The sequence below is a fragment of the Pseudoalteromonas sp. SR44-8 genome (genome assembly GCF_014163635.1).
In the GTDB taxonomy this organism is placed as follows: Bacteria; Pseudomonadota; Gammaproteobacteria; order Enterobacterales; family Alteromonadaceae; genus Pseudoalteromonas; species Pseudoalteromonas rhizosphaerae.
In genome coordinates this window covers 85009-103028 of the sequence record NZ_JACJDS010000014.1, presented here as the reverse complement: position 1 = coordinate 103028, position 18020 = coordinate 85009, and the positions used below count along the sequence as shown (strand labels likewise).

At 41.2% G+C, this 18020-nt stretch carries 15 protein-coding genes; 6 read left to right on the top strand and 9 right to left on the bottom strand.

Going from position 1 to position 18020, the window contains the following annotated elements:
• Window positions 1-26: 26 nt before the first annotated feature.
• The gene (locus tag H5183_RS09115; protein WP_182731498.1) at window positions 27-2111 is read left to right on the top strand and encodes a pectinesterase family protein; all 2085 of its coding nucleotides are present in this window, start codon (window positions 27-29) and stop codon (window positions 2109-2111) included.
• Window positions 2112-2352: 241 nt separating this feature from the next.
• Here H5183_RS09115 and serA read toward each other — a convergent pair whose 3' ends face one another.
• The 5 genes from serA to H5183_RS09090 all read right to left on the bottom strand — a co-directional run bounded on the left by serA (window position 2353) and on the right by H5183_RS09090 (window position 7102).
• Complete coding sequence (gene serA / locus H5183_RS09110; protein WP_145241268.1) at window positions 2353-3582, bottom strand: phosphoglycerate dehydrogenase; 1230 nt, start codon at window positions 3580-3582, stop codon at window positions 2353-2355.
• Between the two features lie 13 nt (window positions 3583-3595).
• Entirely contained in the window at window positions 3596-4249 is a 654-nt protein-coding gene (gene rpiA, locus H5183_RS09105) for a ribose-5-phosphate isomerase RpiA (protein WP_182731497.1), read from the bottom strand.
• Between the two features lie 53 nt (window positions 4250-4302).
• Entirely contained in the window at window positions 4303-4899 is a 597-nt protein-coding gene (locus tag H5183_RS09100; protein WP_145241272.1) for a 5-formyltetrahydrofolate cyclo-ligase, read from the bottom strand.
• Window positions 4900-4919: 20 nt separating this feature from the next.
• Window positions 4920-5477 (bottom strand): hypothetical protein, encoded by a 558-nt coding sequence (locus H5183_RS09095; protein WP_145241274.1) that lies wholly within the window; start codon window positions 5475-5477, stop codon window positions 4920-4922.
• A 107-nt stretch (window positions 5478-5584) separates the two neighbouring features.
• Window positions 5585-7102: a S10 family peptidase gene (locus H5183_RS09090; protein WP_182731496.1), complete on the bottom strand. Its 1518-nt coding sequence runs from the start codon at window positions 7100-7102 to the stop codon at window positions 5585-5587.
• A 268-nt stretch (window positions 7103-7370) separates the two neighbouring features.
• Here H5183_RS09090 and H5183_RS09085 point away from each other — a divergent pair, with 268 nt between their 5' ends.
• The 5 genes from H5183_RS09085 to mrcB all read left to right on the top strand — a co-directional run bounded on the left by H5183_RS09085 (window position 7371) and on the right by mrcB (window position 13189).
• Entirely contained in the window at window positions 7371-8603 is a 1233-nt protein-coding gene (locus H5183_RS09085) for a diguanylate cyclase (protein WP_182731495.1), read from the top strand.
• A 176-nt stretch (window positions 8604-8779) separates the two neighbouring features.
• Window positions 8780-9118, top strand: a complete 339-nt coding sequence (locus tag H5183_RS09080) for a P-II family nitrogen regulator (protein WP_016708666.1) — start codon at window positions 8780-8782, stop codon at window positions 9116-9118.
• Between the two features lie 9 nt (window positions 9119-9127).
• Window positions 9128-10357 carry an ammonium transporter gene (locus H5183_RS09075; protein ID WP_145241280.1) on the top strand — a complete coding sequence of 410 codons (1230 nt, stop codon included), beginning with the start codon at window positions 9128-9130 and terminating at the stop codon, window positions 10355-10357.
• 176 nt (window positions 10358-10533) lie between these two features.
• Entirely contained in the window at window positions 10534-10695 is a 162-nt protein-coding gene (locus tag H5183_RS09070; protein ID WP_145241282.1) for a YqaE/Pmp3 family membrane protein, read from the top strand.
• Between the two features lie 145 nt (window positions 10696-10840).
• A complete protein-coding gene (mrcB, locus tag H5183_RS09065) occupies window positions 10841-13189 on the top strand; it encodes a penicillin-binding protein 1B (RefSeq protein WP_182731494.1) in 2349 nt (782 codons plus the stop codon).
• Window positions 13190-13260: 71 nt separating this feature from the next.
• Here mrcB and hemL read toward each other — a convergent pair whose 3' ends face one another.
• The 4 genes from hemL to H5183_RS09045 form a co-directional block, all read right to left on the bottom strand.
• Window positions 13261-14541 carry a glutamate-1-semialdehyde 2,1-aminomutase gene (hemL, locus tag H5183_RS09060; protein WP_149982051.1) on the bottom strand — a complete coding sequence of 427 codons (1281 nt, stop codon included), beginning with the start codon at window positions 14539-14541 and terminating at the stop codon, window positions 13261-13263.
• Window positions 14542-14570: 29 nt separating this feature from the next.
• Window positions 14571-15587 carry an aspartate carbamoyltransferase gene (locus tag H5183_RS09055; RefSeq protein WP_145241288.1) on the bottom strand — a complete coding sequence of 339 codons (1017 nt, stop codon included), beginning with the start codon at window positions 15585-15587 and terminating at the stop codon, window positions 14571-14573.
• Between the two features lie 136 nt (window positions 15588-15723).
• Complete coding sequence (locus tag H5183_RS09050; protein ID WP_145241290.1) at window positions 15724-16158, bottom strand: CopD family protein; 435 nt, start codon at window positions 16156-16158, stop codon at window positions 15724-15726.
• A gap of 19 nt (window positions 16159-16177) precedes the next feature.
• Window positions 16178-17860, bottom strand: coding sequence for a chloride channel protein (locus H5183_RS09045; protein WP_145241292.1), 1683 nt, complete (start codon window positions 17858-17860; stop codon window positions 16178-16180).
• Window positions 17861-18020 lie beyond the last annotated feature (160 nt).

The window sequence follows — 18020 nt, the reverse complement described above, 5'->3', positions numbered from 1 at the left end:
TTTTTACTATGTAAGGAAAACTTCACATGCAGTTACATGGTCGGTTAAAAACAATAAGCGGTACTATTCAGGGCTTATTATTTTTCTTTGGACTTATATGTCAAAGCTTATCTGCGAATGAACTCGTATCACCACGAGTTGATGCAATTGTTGATAAAAACAATGAACACGCTTTTGCCACCATTGCACAAGCTATTGAGCAAGCACCTAATAATTTATCTCAGCCCTATATTATTAAAATAGTCTCTGGTGACTATTATGAAAAACTCGTTATTAACAAACCTTTTATTACGTTATCAGGTGCAGGGGCTGATACTACTCGATTATATTTTGATGACTATTCAGGAAAAGCAACAGTAAATGGTGGCAACCTAGGAACATCAAACTCAGCCACGTTAACTATTAAATCACCCAATTTTAGTGTTGAAAACTTGCATATTGAGAACACCTTTGACTTTGCGTATTACGATGCGCTGAGTAACGAGGATCCAAAACGTGTATCAGGTCTACAAGCAGTGGCTGTATTGACCGACTATGGTAGTGATAAAGCATTGTTTAATCATGTAAAAATCAGTGGATATCAAGATACTCTTTACACGAAAGCAGGGAGATCTTTATTTATCAATAATACCATAAGTGGTCATGTTGACTTTATTTTTGGGGGCGGAGCCGCCGTTTTTTATAAGTCGAACATAGTGACTCGGGCTAGACCTAACAAACAGTTACCGATAGGTTTTATTACTGCACCAAGTACTAATATTGAGCAAGCATTTGGTCTGGTTTTTATTGATTGTGCTCTTAGCGCAGAGGAAGGCGTGCAAGACAATAGTATGGGGTTAGGAAGACCTTGGCATCCTACAACTACATTCCCTGATGGAAGGTATGCAGATCCTAATGCAATAGGACAAACAGTATTTATAGATACTTGGATGGGAGCGCATATTCAACAAGAAGCTTGGCATCCAATGGAAGGAACAGCTAGAGCCGGTGGGAAAAAGGTGTTTCGTGCAGAAGATGCTCGTTTTTTTGAGTACAATTCTTCCGGTCCTGGGGCATTTATAACAACGAATAGAAGACAGCTAAATGAGAGTAAAGCAGCATCTTTTACTTGGGAAAATATCTTGGGTAAATGGTATCAATCTCCCCGTATTCAACAAGCAATACAGCAGGTATCGACGCGTGAGGTTGTCAGTTCACTCAGTGGTGAAATGGCTGAGTACACCATTGAAAGTGAGTATCGAAAAAACAAGAAACAGTTTCCTTTTATTAGTCCGATAAACAAACCGGAAAATATCGAGCAAACAGCACAGTCCATCAGCGAACATTACAACTTAGCTTACAAAACGGTGGATGGCTCAACGCTGCACCTTGACTTATTTTATCCTAATAAAGCAGAGCAGGCTAAACCGTTGGTCGTAATGATCCATGGCGGCGGATGGAGGACTGGTAACAAGTCTCATCAAACGCCAACGGCACGCTGGTTAGCTGGCCAAGGTTTTGTGGCGGTAAGTGTCGAATATAGAACCTCTAAAATGGCGCTCTATCCAGCTGCAATGGCAGATATCAACGATGCGATTAAGTGGCTAAAACAACATCATAAATTATATATGATAGATACCAAAAAAATCGCGGTGTTAGGGGCGTCTTCTGGTGCTCATATGGCCACGTTATTCGGGGCCATGAGTACCAATCACGATACAAAATCGCCTTACGAAGCAGTGCAAGCAATCGTGAACATTGACGGCGTGGCTGATTTAACCTCAACAGCGGCGAGGATGTTTGAAGATAAACCTGGAAAGATTTCTTATGCAGCGCTTTGGTTAGGTGGGCGTTATGCACAAGAGCCAAAACGTTGGCATGCGGTTTCGCCGGTAGAATATTTAAGTAAACATACTCCAGCAACATTATTTATTAACTCTTCCCATGACCGTTTTCATGTTGGCAGAGATGCTTTTGTAGCGCAGCTAATTAAAAACAACGTCCATCAACAAGTGTATACCATACCCGATACACCGCACACCTTTTGGCTATTTCACCCTTGGGTAGACGAAATGCGCAGCGTACTTGCGTCGTTTCTCAATAAGGTTTTGGTAGAGGAAAACCCTCGCTAACGCCTCTATTGAGGAATTTAGTAATAGAGAAATCTTTGACCGAGTTGTGAAAATATTCTTAAAAGCGAGCCGTTATAGCAAATACAGTAAGATGTAACTTAAGTGAAACTTGTTTAATACAGACAATAAAACTGGCAATATTTCATCGGCTAAGGTTGAAAAAAGTATTATTCTTCATCCAAATAAAAGCCGTGCTTGATTTAACAAGCACGGCTTTTATTTTTTGACCAGCTGACAGCTGTTAGTGAAGAATACGTGCTCTGATCGTGCCTTCTACTGCACTTAGTTCTTTTAGTGCAATTTCAGAGTGGTCGGTATCTACGTCTATTACTACGTAACCAATCGCTTCGTCTGTTTGCAAGTATTGCGCGGCGATGTTGATGCCGTGCTGGGCAAACGCTTGGTTAATTTGGGTTAACACACCTGGGCGGTTGTGGTGTACGTGTAATAAACGGCTACGGTTAGCAAGCTCTGGCAGTGATACTTCAGGGAAATTAACAGCAGTTATAGTTGAGCCGTTATCTGAGTATTTTGCTAGTTTACCCGCTACTTCAATACCAATGTTTTCTTGCGCTTCTTGAGTTGAACCACCAATGTGTGGTGTTAAAATTACGTTGTCGAATTCGCGTAGTGGCGATACAAATTCTTCATCGTTTGATTTTGGCTCAACTGGGAATACGTCGATGGCAGCGCCGCTGATTTTTTTATCACGAAGTGCTTCTGCTAGGGCGTCAATATCAACTACAGTGCCGCGTGAGGCGTTGATCAAAATTGAACCTTGCTTCATCACTGAAATTTCCGCGCTACCAATCAGGTTTTTAGTCTGCGGTGTTTCAGGTACGTGTAAGCTAATAACATCAGCGCGTTGCAGTAGCTGCGTTAGGTTATGTACTTGTGTGGCATTACCTAGGGTTAGCTTGTCTTCAATATCGTAAAATTCAACGTTCATACCGATATTTTCAGCCATGATACCTAGCTGCGTACCAATGTGGCCATAACCAATAATACCTAGAGTTTTACCACGGGCTTCAAATGAGCCATTGGCGGTTTTTAACCAGCCGCCACGGTGGGCAATGGCATTACGCTCTGGAATACCACGGAACAATAGTAAAATTTCACCAAGTACTAACTCAGCAACAGAGCGGGTATTAGAAAACGGTGCGTTGAATACTGCAATACCGCGCTTGCGGGCGGCACTTAAATCAACTTGGTTAGTGCCGATACAAAAACAACCAACGGCAACCAGTTTTTCTGCCGCTTCAAGTACAGCTTCAGAAATATGAGTACGAGAACGAAGGCCTACAAAATGCACATCTTTAATGCGCTCAATTAGTTCGTCCTCAGGCAATGAGGTTTTTACATAATCAATATTGCTGTAGCCGTTACGTTTTAGCGTTTCTACAGCGCTTTGATGTACACCTTCAAGCAAAAGAATTTTAATTTTGTCTTTTGCCAACGATACCTTACTCATATCCTCATCCTATTTATCTAATTTGCGGCCCATTTTTGGTACCGATAATCACTTTATCTGCGCCACGCTGGGCAAATAAGCCGTTGGTTACTACGCCAACAATTTGATTAATTGTCAGCTCTAAATCTTTTGCTTGGCTGATCGACAAGTTATGTACGTCTAAAATAACGTTACCATTATCTGTTACCACGCCATGGCGATAAACTGGATCGCCGCCTAGTTTAAGCAGTTCACGAGCAACATAACTGCGTGCCATTGGAATAACTTCTACCGGCAGTGGAAATTCACCCAAGGTGTCCACTATTTTTGTTTCATCAACAATACATATAAACTGTTTTGCTACAGCTGCGACTATTTTTTCGCGGGTTAGTGCTGCGCCACCGCCTTTGATCATTTCGTTCAGCGCATTTATTTCATCTGCGCCATCAACGTACACGTCAAGGGCATCAACATCATTGAGTTCAAATACTTCAAGACCGAGTGCTTTTAGTTTTTCGGTTGAAGCGTCAGAACTTGATACCACACCGCGTATGGTGTCTTTTACTGAGCCTAATGCATCAATAAAATGGTTTACAGTTGAGCCTGTGCCAACACCCACAATGGTGTCTTTTTTTACAAATTCGAGTGCAGCCCAAGCAGCTGCTTTTTTTAATTCATCTTGTGTCATGATTATGTGCTCAATAGGTGAGAGGGGTTGCCATTAGTATATAAATAAATTGCTTACCAATGGTAGATTTTCTGTGGTGTGATTATGTAATTTAATGGTACATCCCACGATTCAACCGGTAAACTTGGAACATGTTGGCATTGATGTGCAAGGCCAATCAGTTGTGGTTTTTGCCAGTTTTCTTTTTCGTAGCACGCCAAAGTTTTATCATAAAAGCCACCCCCCATCCCTAAACGGTTACCGTTATCATCAAATGCAACTAATGGCATTAGCAGATAATCAAGCTCCGCTAGTGGGCATATCTGACTACAATTTAACTTAGGCTCCAAGATACCATAGCGATTTGCCCTCATGGGTGAATTTTCTTCATAGCGCTGGAAGTATAAAGTAGTGCCGTTAAATGGGTGGATTACAGGTAGGTAAAGGGCGTGGTTTTTAGTCCAAAGATCTTTTATTAACAATGAGGTATCTAGTTCTGCGTCATTGCTAAAATAAATGCCAATATGGGCATTTTCAATAGTTTTTTGCTGTTTTAAGTGTTGAGTAAAATTCACTTTAAGCGATTCTGCGGCAATTTTTTGCTCGAATTTTGACAGTGAGTTACGTGCTTTACGGATTTGTTGGCGGATCAGTGCTCTTTTTTCGCTCATATTTATTTTTGCTTTATCTGTTAATTATCCATAAAACTGAATAAATCAGGGAATGCAAACGACAATCCTAGTACTACAAGCAAGACAACAACCATAGCTATAAGTGAATACAGCAGCATGTTACTGCGTTTTTTGATCGGCGTTGTCAGCTCTTCATCTAGCAATAGGTCGTCAGTTTGCCACTCGTCGCCTTCATCAGGATCTGGTTGTTGGGTTGTGGCTGGTAAGCGTTGCTCTAGGTCGTCGAGTTTTTCTTCGATGCGAATTAAACTACTGGTGATGTAATCAAGGGCGTTAAAAATACGCTCATCTCGCTGGTTGGTTGTATCGCTGCTACTTACCGCTGGTGTGTTGTTGGTTATTGGTTGCAGTTTACTTTTGATGCCTACGCTGGCAAGTAGCTTTGCTTGCTTGAGTGCTTTTTCTTTTTCACAAGGCGCAAATAGGGGTTTGTTTTCAAAAAATGCAGCTACTTTACTTTCAGGGGCTTTGAGCTTTACAGCCAGTTGTTTAATTGCATTCGATTGCTCAATATCTTGAGCTAGACCTGCATACATAACACGGAAGTTTTCAGTCATCTGTGTTTTCCAAAAACGTAAAATCAATAGTTTGAGTATATCCGAATTATCGATAAACAAAAGCCCGTAAAAACGGGCTTTTTTAATCCAGTGGTTTTAAGCGCTGTTTAATACTTCGCAGCTTCACCTTCTTTTGGTAGTGACTGTAAAATAAAATCACGTAAATCGTTATTTGATGTTTCTAAATCTGCATGGCGTAAATACATCATGTGGCCACTGCGGTAGCCTTTAAAGCTTAGGCGATCACGCATTTTACTACTTGGATCTAGTTGCCATAAAGTGTATTTAGCATCAAAGTAGTTAGTGGCACCATCATAGTATCCTGATTGGATCATCACATTGAGGTATGGGTTTTGCGCCATTGCTAAACGCAGATTTTCACCAGTGTTATTATTGCTGCGATCCCACGGGTGTACATTACCAAACAGGTTATATTTTACGTCAGTTTTATAGTTAAGCTCTTCACGTAAGTAGTGATTGATGGCTGGTGTAAATGAATGCAACCATGATGTTAGCTCAGCCCAGTAGTCTGGAGATTCGCCAGCGTCACGCTTGTCCATGCCTAAATAACGCGAATCTAGACGGCCTAACGTTTGACCGCGCTCACGTAGTAGTTCTTTCCAAAAGAAGTTGGTAGGAATATCAAGGTTGTTTTGCGCAACAAACTTTTCAGATACACCGGCATACAGTGCCATTTGTTTAATGATAGCGCGTTTTTCTTGATCATTAATAAAGCCACCTTTAGCAAGTGCAGGAATTAGCTTGTTAACGGTAAAGTCTTCAACTTCTGGTAGTAATTCATCTAAATCTTTAGCTTGCAATGCTGGGCTTAAAGCTTTGTGATACCACGCCGTTGCAGCAAAGTAAGGTAGACGGTTAGCTGCTTTTATCGGACCGTCGCGTTTAATACCAATGTCTGTTGGTGAAACCAGCACAACACCATTGATATACATCCATTGACTGTTTTGTAATTCATGGGCAAGGCCTGATACGCGGGTTGTGCCGTAGCTCTCACCAATTAAAAATTTAGGTGAGCGCCAGCGCTCTGTGCGATTTACAAAGGTGTTTAACCATTCTGCTAGGTATTTAATGTCGGCATTGACACCAAAAAACATGCTTTTTTGCGCCTCTTTACTTGGTAATTCACCTTTATCGTTTTCAAGAATACGCGAGTAGCCAGTGTTTACTGGGTTAACGTAAACGATATCAGCAACATCAAGCACTGAGTATGGGTTATCTTTGACGCCATACGGTTGAATAGGGTAGCCTTCGTCATCAATTTTTAATACCCGTGGTCCAGTATAGGCTAAGTGCATCCATACTGATGCAGAACCAGGTCCGCCATTAAATGAAATTAATAATGGGCGTTTAGTGCGATCGTCAACTTTGTCGCGTTCATAATAAGTGTATTGCAATGTAGCAACGGCATCGCCTCTGTCATCCCATACCGGTTGTGTGCCTGTGGTTGCGGTATATGAAAAACGCTCGCCATTGATGCGCGCTTTATGTTCAGTGACAACTTTACTATCGACATCGATACGACGTTGATTTTCTGCATAACTGACTGTGCTTACACTCAAAGTAAGTATGGCCACAGAGACACTAATGATACTAATAAGCTTCATGGTGGATCCTTTAAACAATAGTTAACCTATTAAAGATAATTTTTAAGCAAATAACAAAGGGAATGAGACTAGACGACGATATTAATCGGTGAGCACTAGACATAAATATTATCAGTAATGCAAAGGCTATGCTTTTATGCGTATATTTTCAGCAATATATTTTGCTCAAGCTAATAATAAAGTATATTACCGCCTGTTATGACTTTTAGTTTTTTTATTCGTAAAAAGTTTACCCTCGCAATGTCCACCTGAAGTGTAGAGAAGATATATGCAAAGAGTTTTAGTTGTTGAAGATAGTAAAGTGGTCCAGCAGGTGTTGCGACACTTATCAGCTCATTATCTTGATGTTGCTGTCGATTTTGCCTGGTCACTTGCCGAGACCAAAGAATTCATTGCGAAGCATCAGTACACACTTGCTTTGGTCGATTTAACCCTGCCTGATGCGATGAATGGCGAAGTTGTTAAATATACCTTGGCGCAAGCTATCCCTACAGTGGTACTAACATCTACCATCGATGAATATAAGCGCCAGCAAATATTAGAGCTTGGGGTCGTTGATTATGTAATTAAAGATAATCGTGATTCATATCATTATGCGGTTAAATTAGTGGCGCAGCTATTACGTAATCAAGGTTGCAAAGCCTTAATCGCCGATGATTCAGTTTTAAGTCGTTCATTAATGAAGCAAATGCTCGAAAAGCAGCTGTTTGATGTGCAAGATGCGCATGATGGTGAGCAAGCTCTAAAAATACTGAAAAATGATCCCGAGATTAAATTGTTACTAACTGATTATGCGATGCCGACAATGGATGGCTTTGAGCTTGTTAAGGCGGTGCGAAATTTTCGTGGTCGTGATGATTTAGCTATTATTGGTTTGTCAGGTGCGGGTAAGCATGGTTTATCTGCACGGTTTATTAAATTTGGCGCGAATGATTTTTTAACCAAACCCTTTATGAATGAAGAGTTCCATTGTCGTGTATTACAGACTATGGAGCAGCTGTCACTGATAGCAGATATTAAAGAAAGTGCCTTTCGCGATGATTTAACTAATCTTTATAATCGCCGTTATTTTTATCAATTTGCCGAAAAACTGCTAAAAGAAACATCGTCTAACAATAGTTTAGCATTACTCGATATTGATTTTTTCAAAGCGATCAATGATAAATTTGGCCATGAAGCTGGGGATCAGGCTTTAAAGCAAGTAGCGTCTTTATTACGCAGTTCGTTTAAAGATTTTACCGTTGCCCGTGTCGGTGGTGAAGAGTTTGCGGTTGTATTAACTAATTTAGATTTGGAACAAGCGTACTCTTTACTTGAAGCGTTTAGAGTGCGGTTGTCTGAGTATGATTTTGTGATCAATGGTGATGTATTTGCAATTACGGTAAGTATAGGTTTAACAAAATTTCAAAATGTTACGTTAACAAGTGCCATGCGCCTAGCTGATAAGGCTTTGTATCAAGCTAAAGAACAAAGTAGAGACTGTGTCGTCAGACAAAGCTAGGCTGCTGCACCAGTTCAGCTAATATGTTAAAAAAATGCACCTGTATGGTGCATTTTTTATGCGGTTAATTTGTTTTTATTATGTAATTTGTTGTTTTTAAAACGTTAAAAATAGTGGCACAAAGGTTGGATTGTCTTAGCAAACAGGATAACAATAAGCGTCCGAAGGGGGCCACTATGAAAATGATTAGTGCAATAATAAAGCCATTTAAATTAGATGATGTGCGAGAAGCGCTAGCTGATTTAGGCATTGAGGGGATGACAGTTGTTGACGTCAAAGGTTTTGGTCGTCAACGAGGTCATACAGAGTTGTATCGCGGAGCTGAATACCAGGTTGATTTTATTCCTAAAATTAAACTGGAAATTGCTACTCGTACCGAAAATTGTCAACGGGTCGTTGAGACCATTACCAAAATTGCATCAACAGGCAAAATTGGCGACGGCAAAATTTTCGTTTACGACTTAGATCAAATTGTCCGTATCCGTACGGGTGAATTAGATGAAGAAGCAATTTAAGGGGGCTTTATGGAAAACACGATCGTAGAACTCAAGTTTTCGTTAGATACATTTTATTTTTTAATGTCGGGTATTTTAGTAATGTGGATGGCAGCAGGTTTTGCCATGCTCGAAGCGGGCTTAGTGCGTTCAAAAAATACCACTGAAATTTTAACTAAGAACGTGGCGCTCTATGCCATCGCATGTACCATGTTCTTACTAGTTGGCTACAACATTATGTATGTAGACAACGCTGAAGGTGGCTTAATTCCATCTCTAGGTGGGCTTATTGGCACCCAAGCCGCTGATGCTAATCATTCTTTAGAATCTGACTTTTTCTTTCAAGTCGTATTTGTTGCAACCGCTATGTCGATTGTATCGGGTGCGGTTGCTGAACGCATGAAGTTGTGGGCTTTTCTAGCCTTTGCGGTAGTGTTAACTGGTTTTATCTACCCAGTTGAAGGTTACTGGACATGGGGCGGCGGTTTCTTATCTGAAATGGGTTTTGTTGATTTTGCAGGCTCTGCCATTGTTCACGGCACAGGCGCTGCTGCAGCACTTGCCGGTGTATTAATGCTCGGCGCTCGCAAAGGAAAATATGGTAAAAATGGTGAAATTTATCCAATTCCAGGCTCTAACTTACCATTGGCTACATTAGGTACATTTATTTTATGGATGGGTTGGTTCGGCTTTAATGGTGGTTCACAATTACTTATCTCTGATGCTGAAAACGCGACTGCAGTAGGTAAAATATTGTTAAATACTAACGCTGCTGCGGCAACCGGTGCCATTGCTTCACTGTTTGTTTGTAAAGTGTTGTGGGGTAAAGCAGATTTAACTATGGTACTTAATGGTGCGCTTGCTGGCTTGGTTGTTATCACTGCTGATCCATTATCACCGTCACCTTTACTTGCTTGCTTACTGGGTATTTTAGGTGGTTCATTAGTGGTGTTTAGCATTGTAGCACTAGACAAAGTTAAAATTGATGACCCTGTAGGTGCTATTTCAGTGCACGGTGTGTGCGGTATCTTGGGTATTCTCTTAGTGCCAGTATCAAATACTGATGCAACCCTAGTGAACCAGTTAATTGGCTTAGTATGTATCTTAGGTTTTGTATTTATTGCTTCACTTATTGTGTGGACAATACTTAAGAAAACCATGGGTATCCGGGTAACAGAGGAAGAAGAACTAAACGGTATGGATCAACACGATTGTGGCATTGATGCTTACCCTGAGTTTGTTTCGGTACGTAGTAACTAATTAAAAGTAAAAAGTTTTAAAATCATTGTGTGTTCAATACAAAGCCCTAATTTAGATTAGGGCTTTTTTTATACTTACGCAGAGGCTAAATTTTTTTAATTAAAGTTTATTAAAACAGCAAAAATCACAATAAGTAACTATGCTTAAAATTAGTCCAACTACAAATAAGGTTAAGCATGGATAACAAACTATTACTGATTATTTTGTCTATATTCTTACCACCTGTTGCTGTGTTTTTGAAAGCGGGTGTGGGTAAAGATTTGATTATTAATATTGTCTTGTGCTTTATATTTTTTATACCGGCAATGATCCACTCATTGTGGTTGTGTACACGCTAAAATTAAGCCACCGCAACTGAGGTTAAAAGATTTAATGCCCAAAGTTCGGGGCAAGTAGTTTCAGTCAAGGTTAATTTTGCAGGTGTTAGGCTATATGCTAAGCTCGCACCTGTAAATTTAACTCTGGAAATAAATAGCAACGTCAATGGCTGATAAAAAAGACTCCCGCTCCACTAAAACTCCATCAAAACGCCCGGCAAAGAAAGCACCAAGCACAGCGTCTAAGTCGGTGAAAAAAACTTCGACTAAAAATACGTCTGCAGCGAATATAAAAAAACGTGGAATTGGTCGCAAAGTCTGGTCTATTTTTTGGAAACTAAGCTTAGCTGGTATTGTTGCGATGGGCTTATATTTAATTTATCTAGATGCCAAAATTACGCGTCAATTTGAAGGTAATAAATGGCAATTACCAGCACAAGTTTATGCACGAGCAATGGGTTTTTACCCAGGACAATTCTTATCTAGCCAAGAAGTGGTGTGGGAGCTTGATAGGCTAAACTATTCATCGGTCAATCAGTTAAGTCGAACTGGTCAGTATGTAAAAGCGGGCGATAGTATTAAAATCTTCCGTCGTGAATTTGAATTTTATGATGGCTTAGAGCAAGCACAGGTTATTGAGTTACGCTTTGCAGGACAAAAACTCGCGAGTATTAAAGATAAGTTTGGCAGGCGTTTAAACAATGCTCGATTAGAGCCAGTACAAATTGCGCGCATAGGCAATGATTCAAAACAAGATCGAGAGTTTGTGCCGTTGGATAAATTCCCGCCGATGCTTACAGATACATTATTAGTGGTTGAAGATCAGAACTTTTATCAGCACCACGGTGTATCCGTGTTTTCGATTATGCGGGCTTTATACAGCAATATTAAAGCAGGGCGTACAGTTCAAGGCGGTAGTACGTTAACCCAGCAGCTGGCAAAAAATATTTATTTAACCCGTGATCGTACGCTGGTCCGTAAATTTAACGAAGCGTTGATCGCGTTAATTTTAGATTATCGCTATTCAAAAGATCAAATTTTAGAAGCTTATCTAAACGAAGTATACCTTGGTCAATCGTATAACCAAGGTGTGCATGGCATGGGCTTAGCTTCTGAGTTTTACTTCTCTAAGCCTGTTGATGAGCTTGAATTCGATCAAATTGCACTACTCGTTGCGATGGTGAAAGGCCCTTCATATTATAATCCACGCCGTTATCCTGAACGCACTATGGAACGTCGTGATTTAGTGCTACGTTTGATGGTTGATAATAAATTAATTGATACCCGCGAATACCGTGCTGCATTAAAGCGGCCAATTGATATTGCACCTATGAAAGACAGCTTGCCTAAATCGTATCCTGGTTATTTAGAGCTGGTGGATCGTGAGCTGAAAAAATTACTACCGGACCAAGAAGTACTCGATGCGGGCGTGCGTGTATTCACTTATTTTGATCTCCAAAAACAAGCGGCAATGGAAGAGGCAATTGAAAAAAGCCTACCTTACCTTGAAAAACGCGCCACGACAGAGCAGCTTGAAGCGGCGATGATCTCAGTGAATGTAGAGAAAGGCGGTATATCTGCTTTAGTTGCGGGACGCGATCCGCGCTTTTTAGGTTTTAACCGCGTACTTGATACTAAGCGCAACACAGGATCGTTAGTTAAACCGGCTGTGTATTTAACAGCTTTGGGTTTACCGCACTATAACTTAGCTACTTTGTTAGATGACTCGCCAGTACAAGTGACTAATGAGCAAGGCAAAGTATGGCAACCAGAGAATTTTGATCATCAATATCGCGGTATGCTGCCACTATATAAAGCGTTTAGTCAAAGTATCAATATTCCTGCGGTCAACTTGGGACTTGATGTCGGGGTTGATAAAGTAGCGAACACACTCAATAAACTCGGCGCTAAAGAGCAAATATCACATTATCCATCATTACTGCTTGGTGCCGTTGAAATGTCGAGCTTTGAAGTCGCACAGCTTTATACCACGTTGGCGGCTGATGGCGAATACCGTCAATTAACATCTATTTCGGCATTAACCGACTCTGTTGGGCGTGTGCTTTATCAGCATCAAGTTAGTTCTGAACCGCGTTTTGATAAAGCCGCTGTTTATATGACTAAATACGCGATGAAGCGAGTCACCAAAGATGGCACTGCTAAACGTTTAAATGCCCATTTCCCATCAATTCAGCTGGCTGGTAAAACGGGCACCAGTAATGATCTACGTGATAGTTGGTATGCAGGGTTTGATCAAAATACAGTAACCGTTGCTTGGCTTGGTCGTGATGATAATAAAAGTACAGGCTTAACGGGCAGTGTTGGTGCATTAGAAACGTATATTCGTTATCTTAAGCCGCTCAACCCTGAGGCAATAGCAGATACTCGTCCGCCTTCAATTCGCTGGGCTTTTATTAATGAATTAACGGGTAAGCAAGCGCCACCGGGCTGCGGTAAAGTAATTCAACTGCCACTTAGAGCCAGTGAATTTGAGCCAAGGCCTAGCTGTCAGTAAAGTAATTACTGGAGCAGGTATTTATTTTAGACATAAAAAAAGCCCTTGCGGGCTTTTTTATGTTTAATAGTTTAAAGCTTAGCAAAAGCTCTTTTTGCTGCTGCAATTGTATCGGCAATTTCTTGCTCAGAGTGTTCAGAGCAAACAAAACCAGCTTCAAATGCTGATGGTGCTAAATACACGCCTTCTTCAAGCATCAAGTGAAAGAACTTTTTAAAGCGTTCTAAATCGCACTGAGTTGCTTGTTGGTAAGTGGTTACTTTCTCTTGTTCAGTAAAGAAGAAGCCATACATACCACCGGCATAGTTAGTTGTTAGGGCGATGCCTGCAGCTTTTGCTGCGGCTTCAAAACCTTCACAGATTGCTTTACTTTTTGCTTCAAGATCAGCATGTAGTCCTTCAACGCACAGTAACTCTAGCGATTTTAGACCCGCAGCCATAGCAATTGGGTTACCTGATAAAGTGCCTGCTTGGTAAACTGGGCCAACAGGAGCGATGTAATCCATGATCTCAGTTTTACCGCCGAACGCGCCTACTGGCATGCCGCCGCCAATCACTTTACCTAAACAGGTTAAGTCTGGAATGATGTTGTAATAGGCTTGTGCACCACCTAGGGCTACGCGAAAGCCGGTCATTACTTCATCAAAAATAAGCACTGATTTATATTCATCACATACTGCACGCAGGCCTTCTAAAAAGCCTGGTACTGGTGGAATACAGTTCATGTTACCAGCAACTGGCTCTACGATAATACAGGCGATTTCGTCAGCGTATTTGGCAAAAATAGCTTTTACTTCATCAAGGTTATTAAACGAAACAGTTAATGTATGCTTGGCAAAATCTTCAGGGATACCTGGCGAGTTTGGTACGCCCATAGTCAATGCGCCAGAACCCGCTTTCACTAATAATGAATCAGCATGTCCGTGGTAACAGCCTTCAAACTTTAAAATTTTATCGCGGCCAGTAAAGCCGCGAGCAAGGCGAATTGCACTCATGGTCGCTTCTGTGCCAGAACTTACCATACGAACTTTTTCGATTGATGGTACTAGCTCTTTTACTTTTTCAGCCATTAGAATTTCAGCTTCTGTTGGCGCACCGTAACTTAGGCCATTTTCTACCGCATCAAGCACTGCTTGTTTGATAGCTGGGTGATTATGACCCATGATCATCGGGCCCCATGAGCCAACATAATCAATATAACGGTTGCCGTCAGCATCAAATGTAAATGGGCCTTGGGCTTTGGTAATAAATAGCGGTGTGCCGCCAACGCCATTAAATGCACGTACTGGAGAGTTAACGCCACCGGGAATCGATTGTTGTGCGCGGGCAAATAAATCTTGGCTAATTGTCATAAAAAATCCTATTAGTTGTCACGTTAAAATTAACTATCGCGTTTACGGCTAAACCAAGGCACAGCAACTTCGTATTGCTCTACTTTATCGGCAACATCGAGTGTCAATGCAAACAGCGCCATGCGAATTAACACGCCATTTTGTACTTGGCGGAAAATAGCTAAATTGTCATTAAGGTTTAAATCGTTATCAAGCTCATTGGCTTCTATACGACTATCGCGTGGTAATGGGTGCATTAACACGGAGTTTGGTTTGCAGTGGGTGTTATAAATTGATTGGCTAATTCTAAAACCACCACGGTATTTATTGGCTTCTTCTTGCGATGGGAAGCGTTCTTCTTGGATACGGGTTTGATAGACGATATCGGCGGCTAAGTTACCTTCCATTTTATCGACGATTTCAATTTTATGGCCCGCATTATCGACGGCATCAAGAATATAGCTAGGCATTTGTAAGCCATCAGGTGCCACCATCGAAAATTTTATATCTTTATAATGACATAATAATTTTGATAATGAATGCACGGTACGACCGTATTTTAAATCACCAACAAGGGCGATATGCATACCATCTATTTTTTGATCGAAGCGATGTAGTTCACGCTCAATTGTCAATAAATCAAGTAATGCTTGAGTTGGGTGCTCGTTAGGGCCATCGCCACCATTGATCACCGGCACTGAGCAGCCAGTAGCAAATTCAGCCACTGAGCCTGCATCAGGATGGCGCATAGCGACCGCATCGGCGTAAGCTGAAATAACGCGCGCGGTATCGTATAAAGACTCGCCTTTGGCTAATGCAGAGCTTTGCATCCCCGTTGTTTCACGAACTAAACCACCTAATAAATTAAAGGCTGTACCAAAGCTTACGCGGGTACGGGTACTTGGCTCAAAGAATAAGTTTGCTAAGATTGCGCCTTCTAATACATTGGTGCGTTTTTGCTTTTTAGCATACGGCTCCATTTTTTTGGCTACTGCAAAAATACGTTCAATACAGTCGCGATCGAGCTGATTGACAGAAAGAATATTTTCACCTTGGAAACTTAACATGGGGGCTGTTCCTATCACATTCAAAAGGGGCGCGATTAACCATCTTCGATGGGCACGCAATCGCGCAATATTATACCCAAACCACCTCAAGAAGCGAGTTTCTGCATCTTGAAGTGGTTTGGGTATATAGCAAATTTTACAAGCTGGGTTTAGTTATAGCTAAAAATACGATGACTAATAGCACTAATACCGGTAGTTCGTTAAAAATACGATAAAAGCGGTGGCTGCGAGTATTACGGTCGTGTTTAAAATCCGCCAGTAATTTAAAACAATAGCCATGGTAAATGTATAGCACGATCACTAATACTAATTTGTAGTGCATCCACATGCTGTATTTAAACCAGTCGCGGCCATATTCAACAATTGTCAGCACGCCAAACACCGCCGTTAGTACTGCAAATGGCGTCACAAAATACAGTAACCGTCGCTCCATCACTTTGAGCATGGAGTTACAGGACTTTTCTTCGCTCATAGCGTGATAAACAAAGAGGCGGGGTAAGTAAAATATGCCAGCAAACCAGGCAATCATAAAAAATACATGTAAGGCTTTATAGATCAGTAGCGCGCTCATAATGTTCTCTTATTGTTAGTTACAGTAAGCTATTACGTATGGTAAGAATGTGGCGGATCTGATCCCAGCGCATTATTCCCATAATTTGTTGATTATCGAGTAAGTTATAAATATACACAGCTCCGCTGCGCTTATCTTTTAATACATCAAACACATCGGCCAAAGTAGCTTGACTGCTGATCCCTTGCAAGCTGATGTAGTTGATCGAAATATTTTGATCTGACATTAAACTTAAATCATATTCTGCAAGGCGATAACCATTTTCAGGATCATAAACAATTAACGGGGTTTGGCTATCAACAGCATTTAAGGTGCTTTCTATTTGTTCTTTATCATCTGAATAGAGTAGTTTGAAGTTTTCATCCATCTCGTCCATCACCCCGACTTTTTGCAGTGCTTCGGTGGCAGGGGAGACATGATAGGCTAAACCTTGAAAGTCGAGCTGCTGTAAAAATATCGACCGATTGCCAAATACTTGTAATGCGGTGACGTATGCCGCTGAGATAACTAACATGGCCGGCACGATTATTTCAGGACTTGAGGTTAACTCCATTACCGTAGTTAAAGCAGCCAGTGGAGCATGTAAGGTGGCAGCTAATAAGCCTGCCATGCCTAAGACGCTATAAGTACCAGAGATATCAACGCCGGGACTAATAAATTGTGCAAAAAAGGCCATTAAAGTGCCCATCAGTACGCCTAAACCAATCACTGGGCCAATGATCCCGCCGGGAATACCCAAGCCAATGGCAAATAATGTCGCCAGTAATTTAGCAATTAAAATAGTGGTTAATAGTTGCACATCATCAGGGCTTTCTACGGCCAAAGTTATTGCACTCATACCAGAACCCATCGCTTGTGGCACCATATAAGCAATGCCGCCAGCAATCAGACCTGCCAGCAATAAACGTGGAAACATACTCAAAGGTTTGAAGGTACGAATGATCAACATTAGATTTTGGTTAAAAGCATAAGCAACCGCGCCCAAAGCCATACCAAACAGGATTAAAAATGGATAGTGCCAGCCACTTAATGCCGTCACTGTGATCAGTGCTAATTCTGATGCGTCACCAAATACAAACTGCGTCGCCAGTGCACCAGTGACTGCAGCGAGCATTATTGGCACAAATATATGTACTTTGTATTCCCTAAGCACCACTTCCATCACAAAAATAACAGCTGCAAGTGGTGTATTAAATGATGCGGCAATACCAGCTGCAACCCCGCAACCGCTGAGTGTCCGCATGGCGTTATGAGGCAAATGTAATTTATCGGCCAGCAAACTTGCACCGGTTGCGCCCATATGTACAGATGGCCCTTCACGGCCAACCGAGAAACCACTGATCAATGCCAGTGCACCACCGACAAATTGATTTACCGTGTTGTATAACGGCATTTGCCCGTAATGGCGTTTAATACGGTGAATAACAAAGGGAATACCTAATCGATAATGTTTAAAACCAGTCAAAGCAGCAAATAGCGCAATTAAAAAGGCAGCAATAATAGGCATTAAAACCCGCTCAAGAGGCGGTAAGGTAGTAAAATCGTCAGGATTTTCAAGGAACAAACCTTGGAAAAATAGAATAGTTAAGCGAAATAGAATGATCAAAAACGCCGCAATGAGTCCAGCACTTACGCCGAGTAAGCACAATTGCACCGATGTTTTTGGCTTTGCCAAGCGACGCCTAAGCGTTTCAAGCCACATGCATATTTCCTCGCCACCTATTTCAGCGGGCAGTTTATCAAAAGTGTGACAGTAAGTCCTTTTGATTTTAGAATTATCTACACATAACCAAGGATTTACTCTTGGTTAAATTAGTGGGCCGAGTGATGACTAGAGGCCCGATATTAGTAATGAAAGAAAA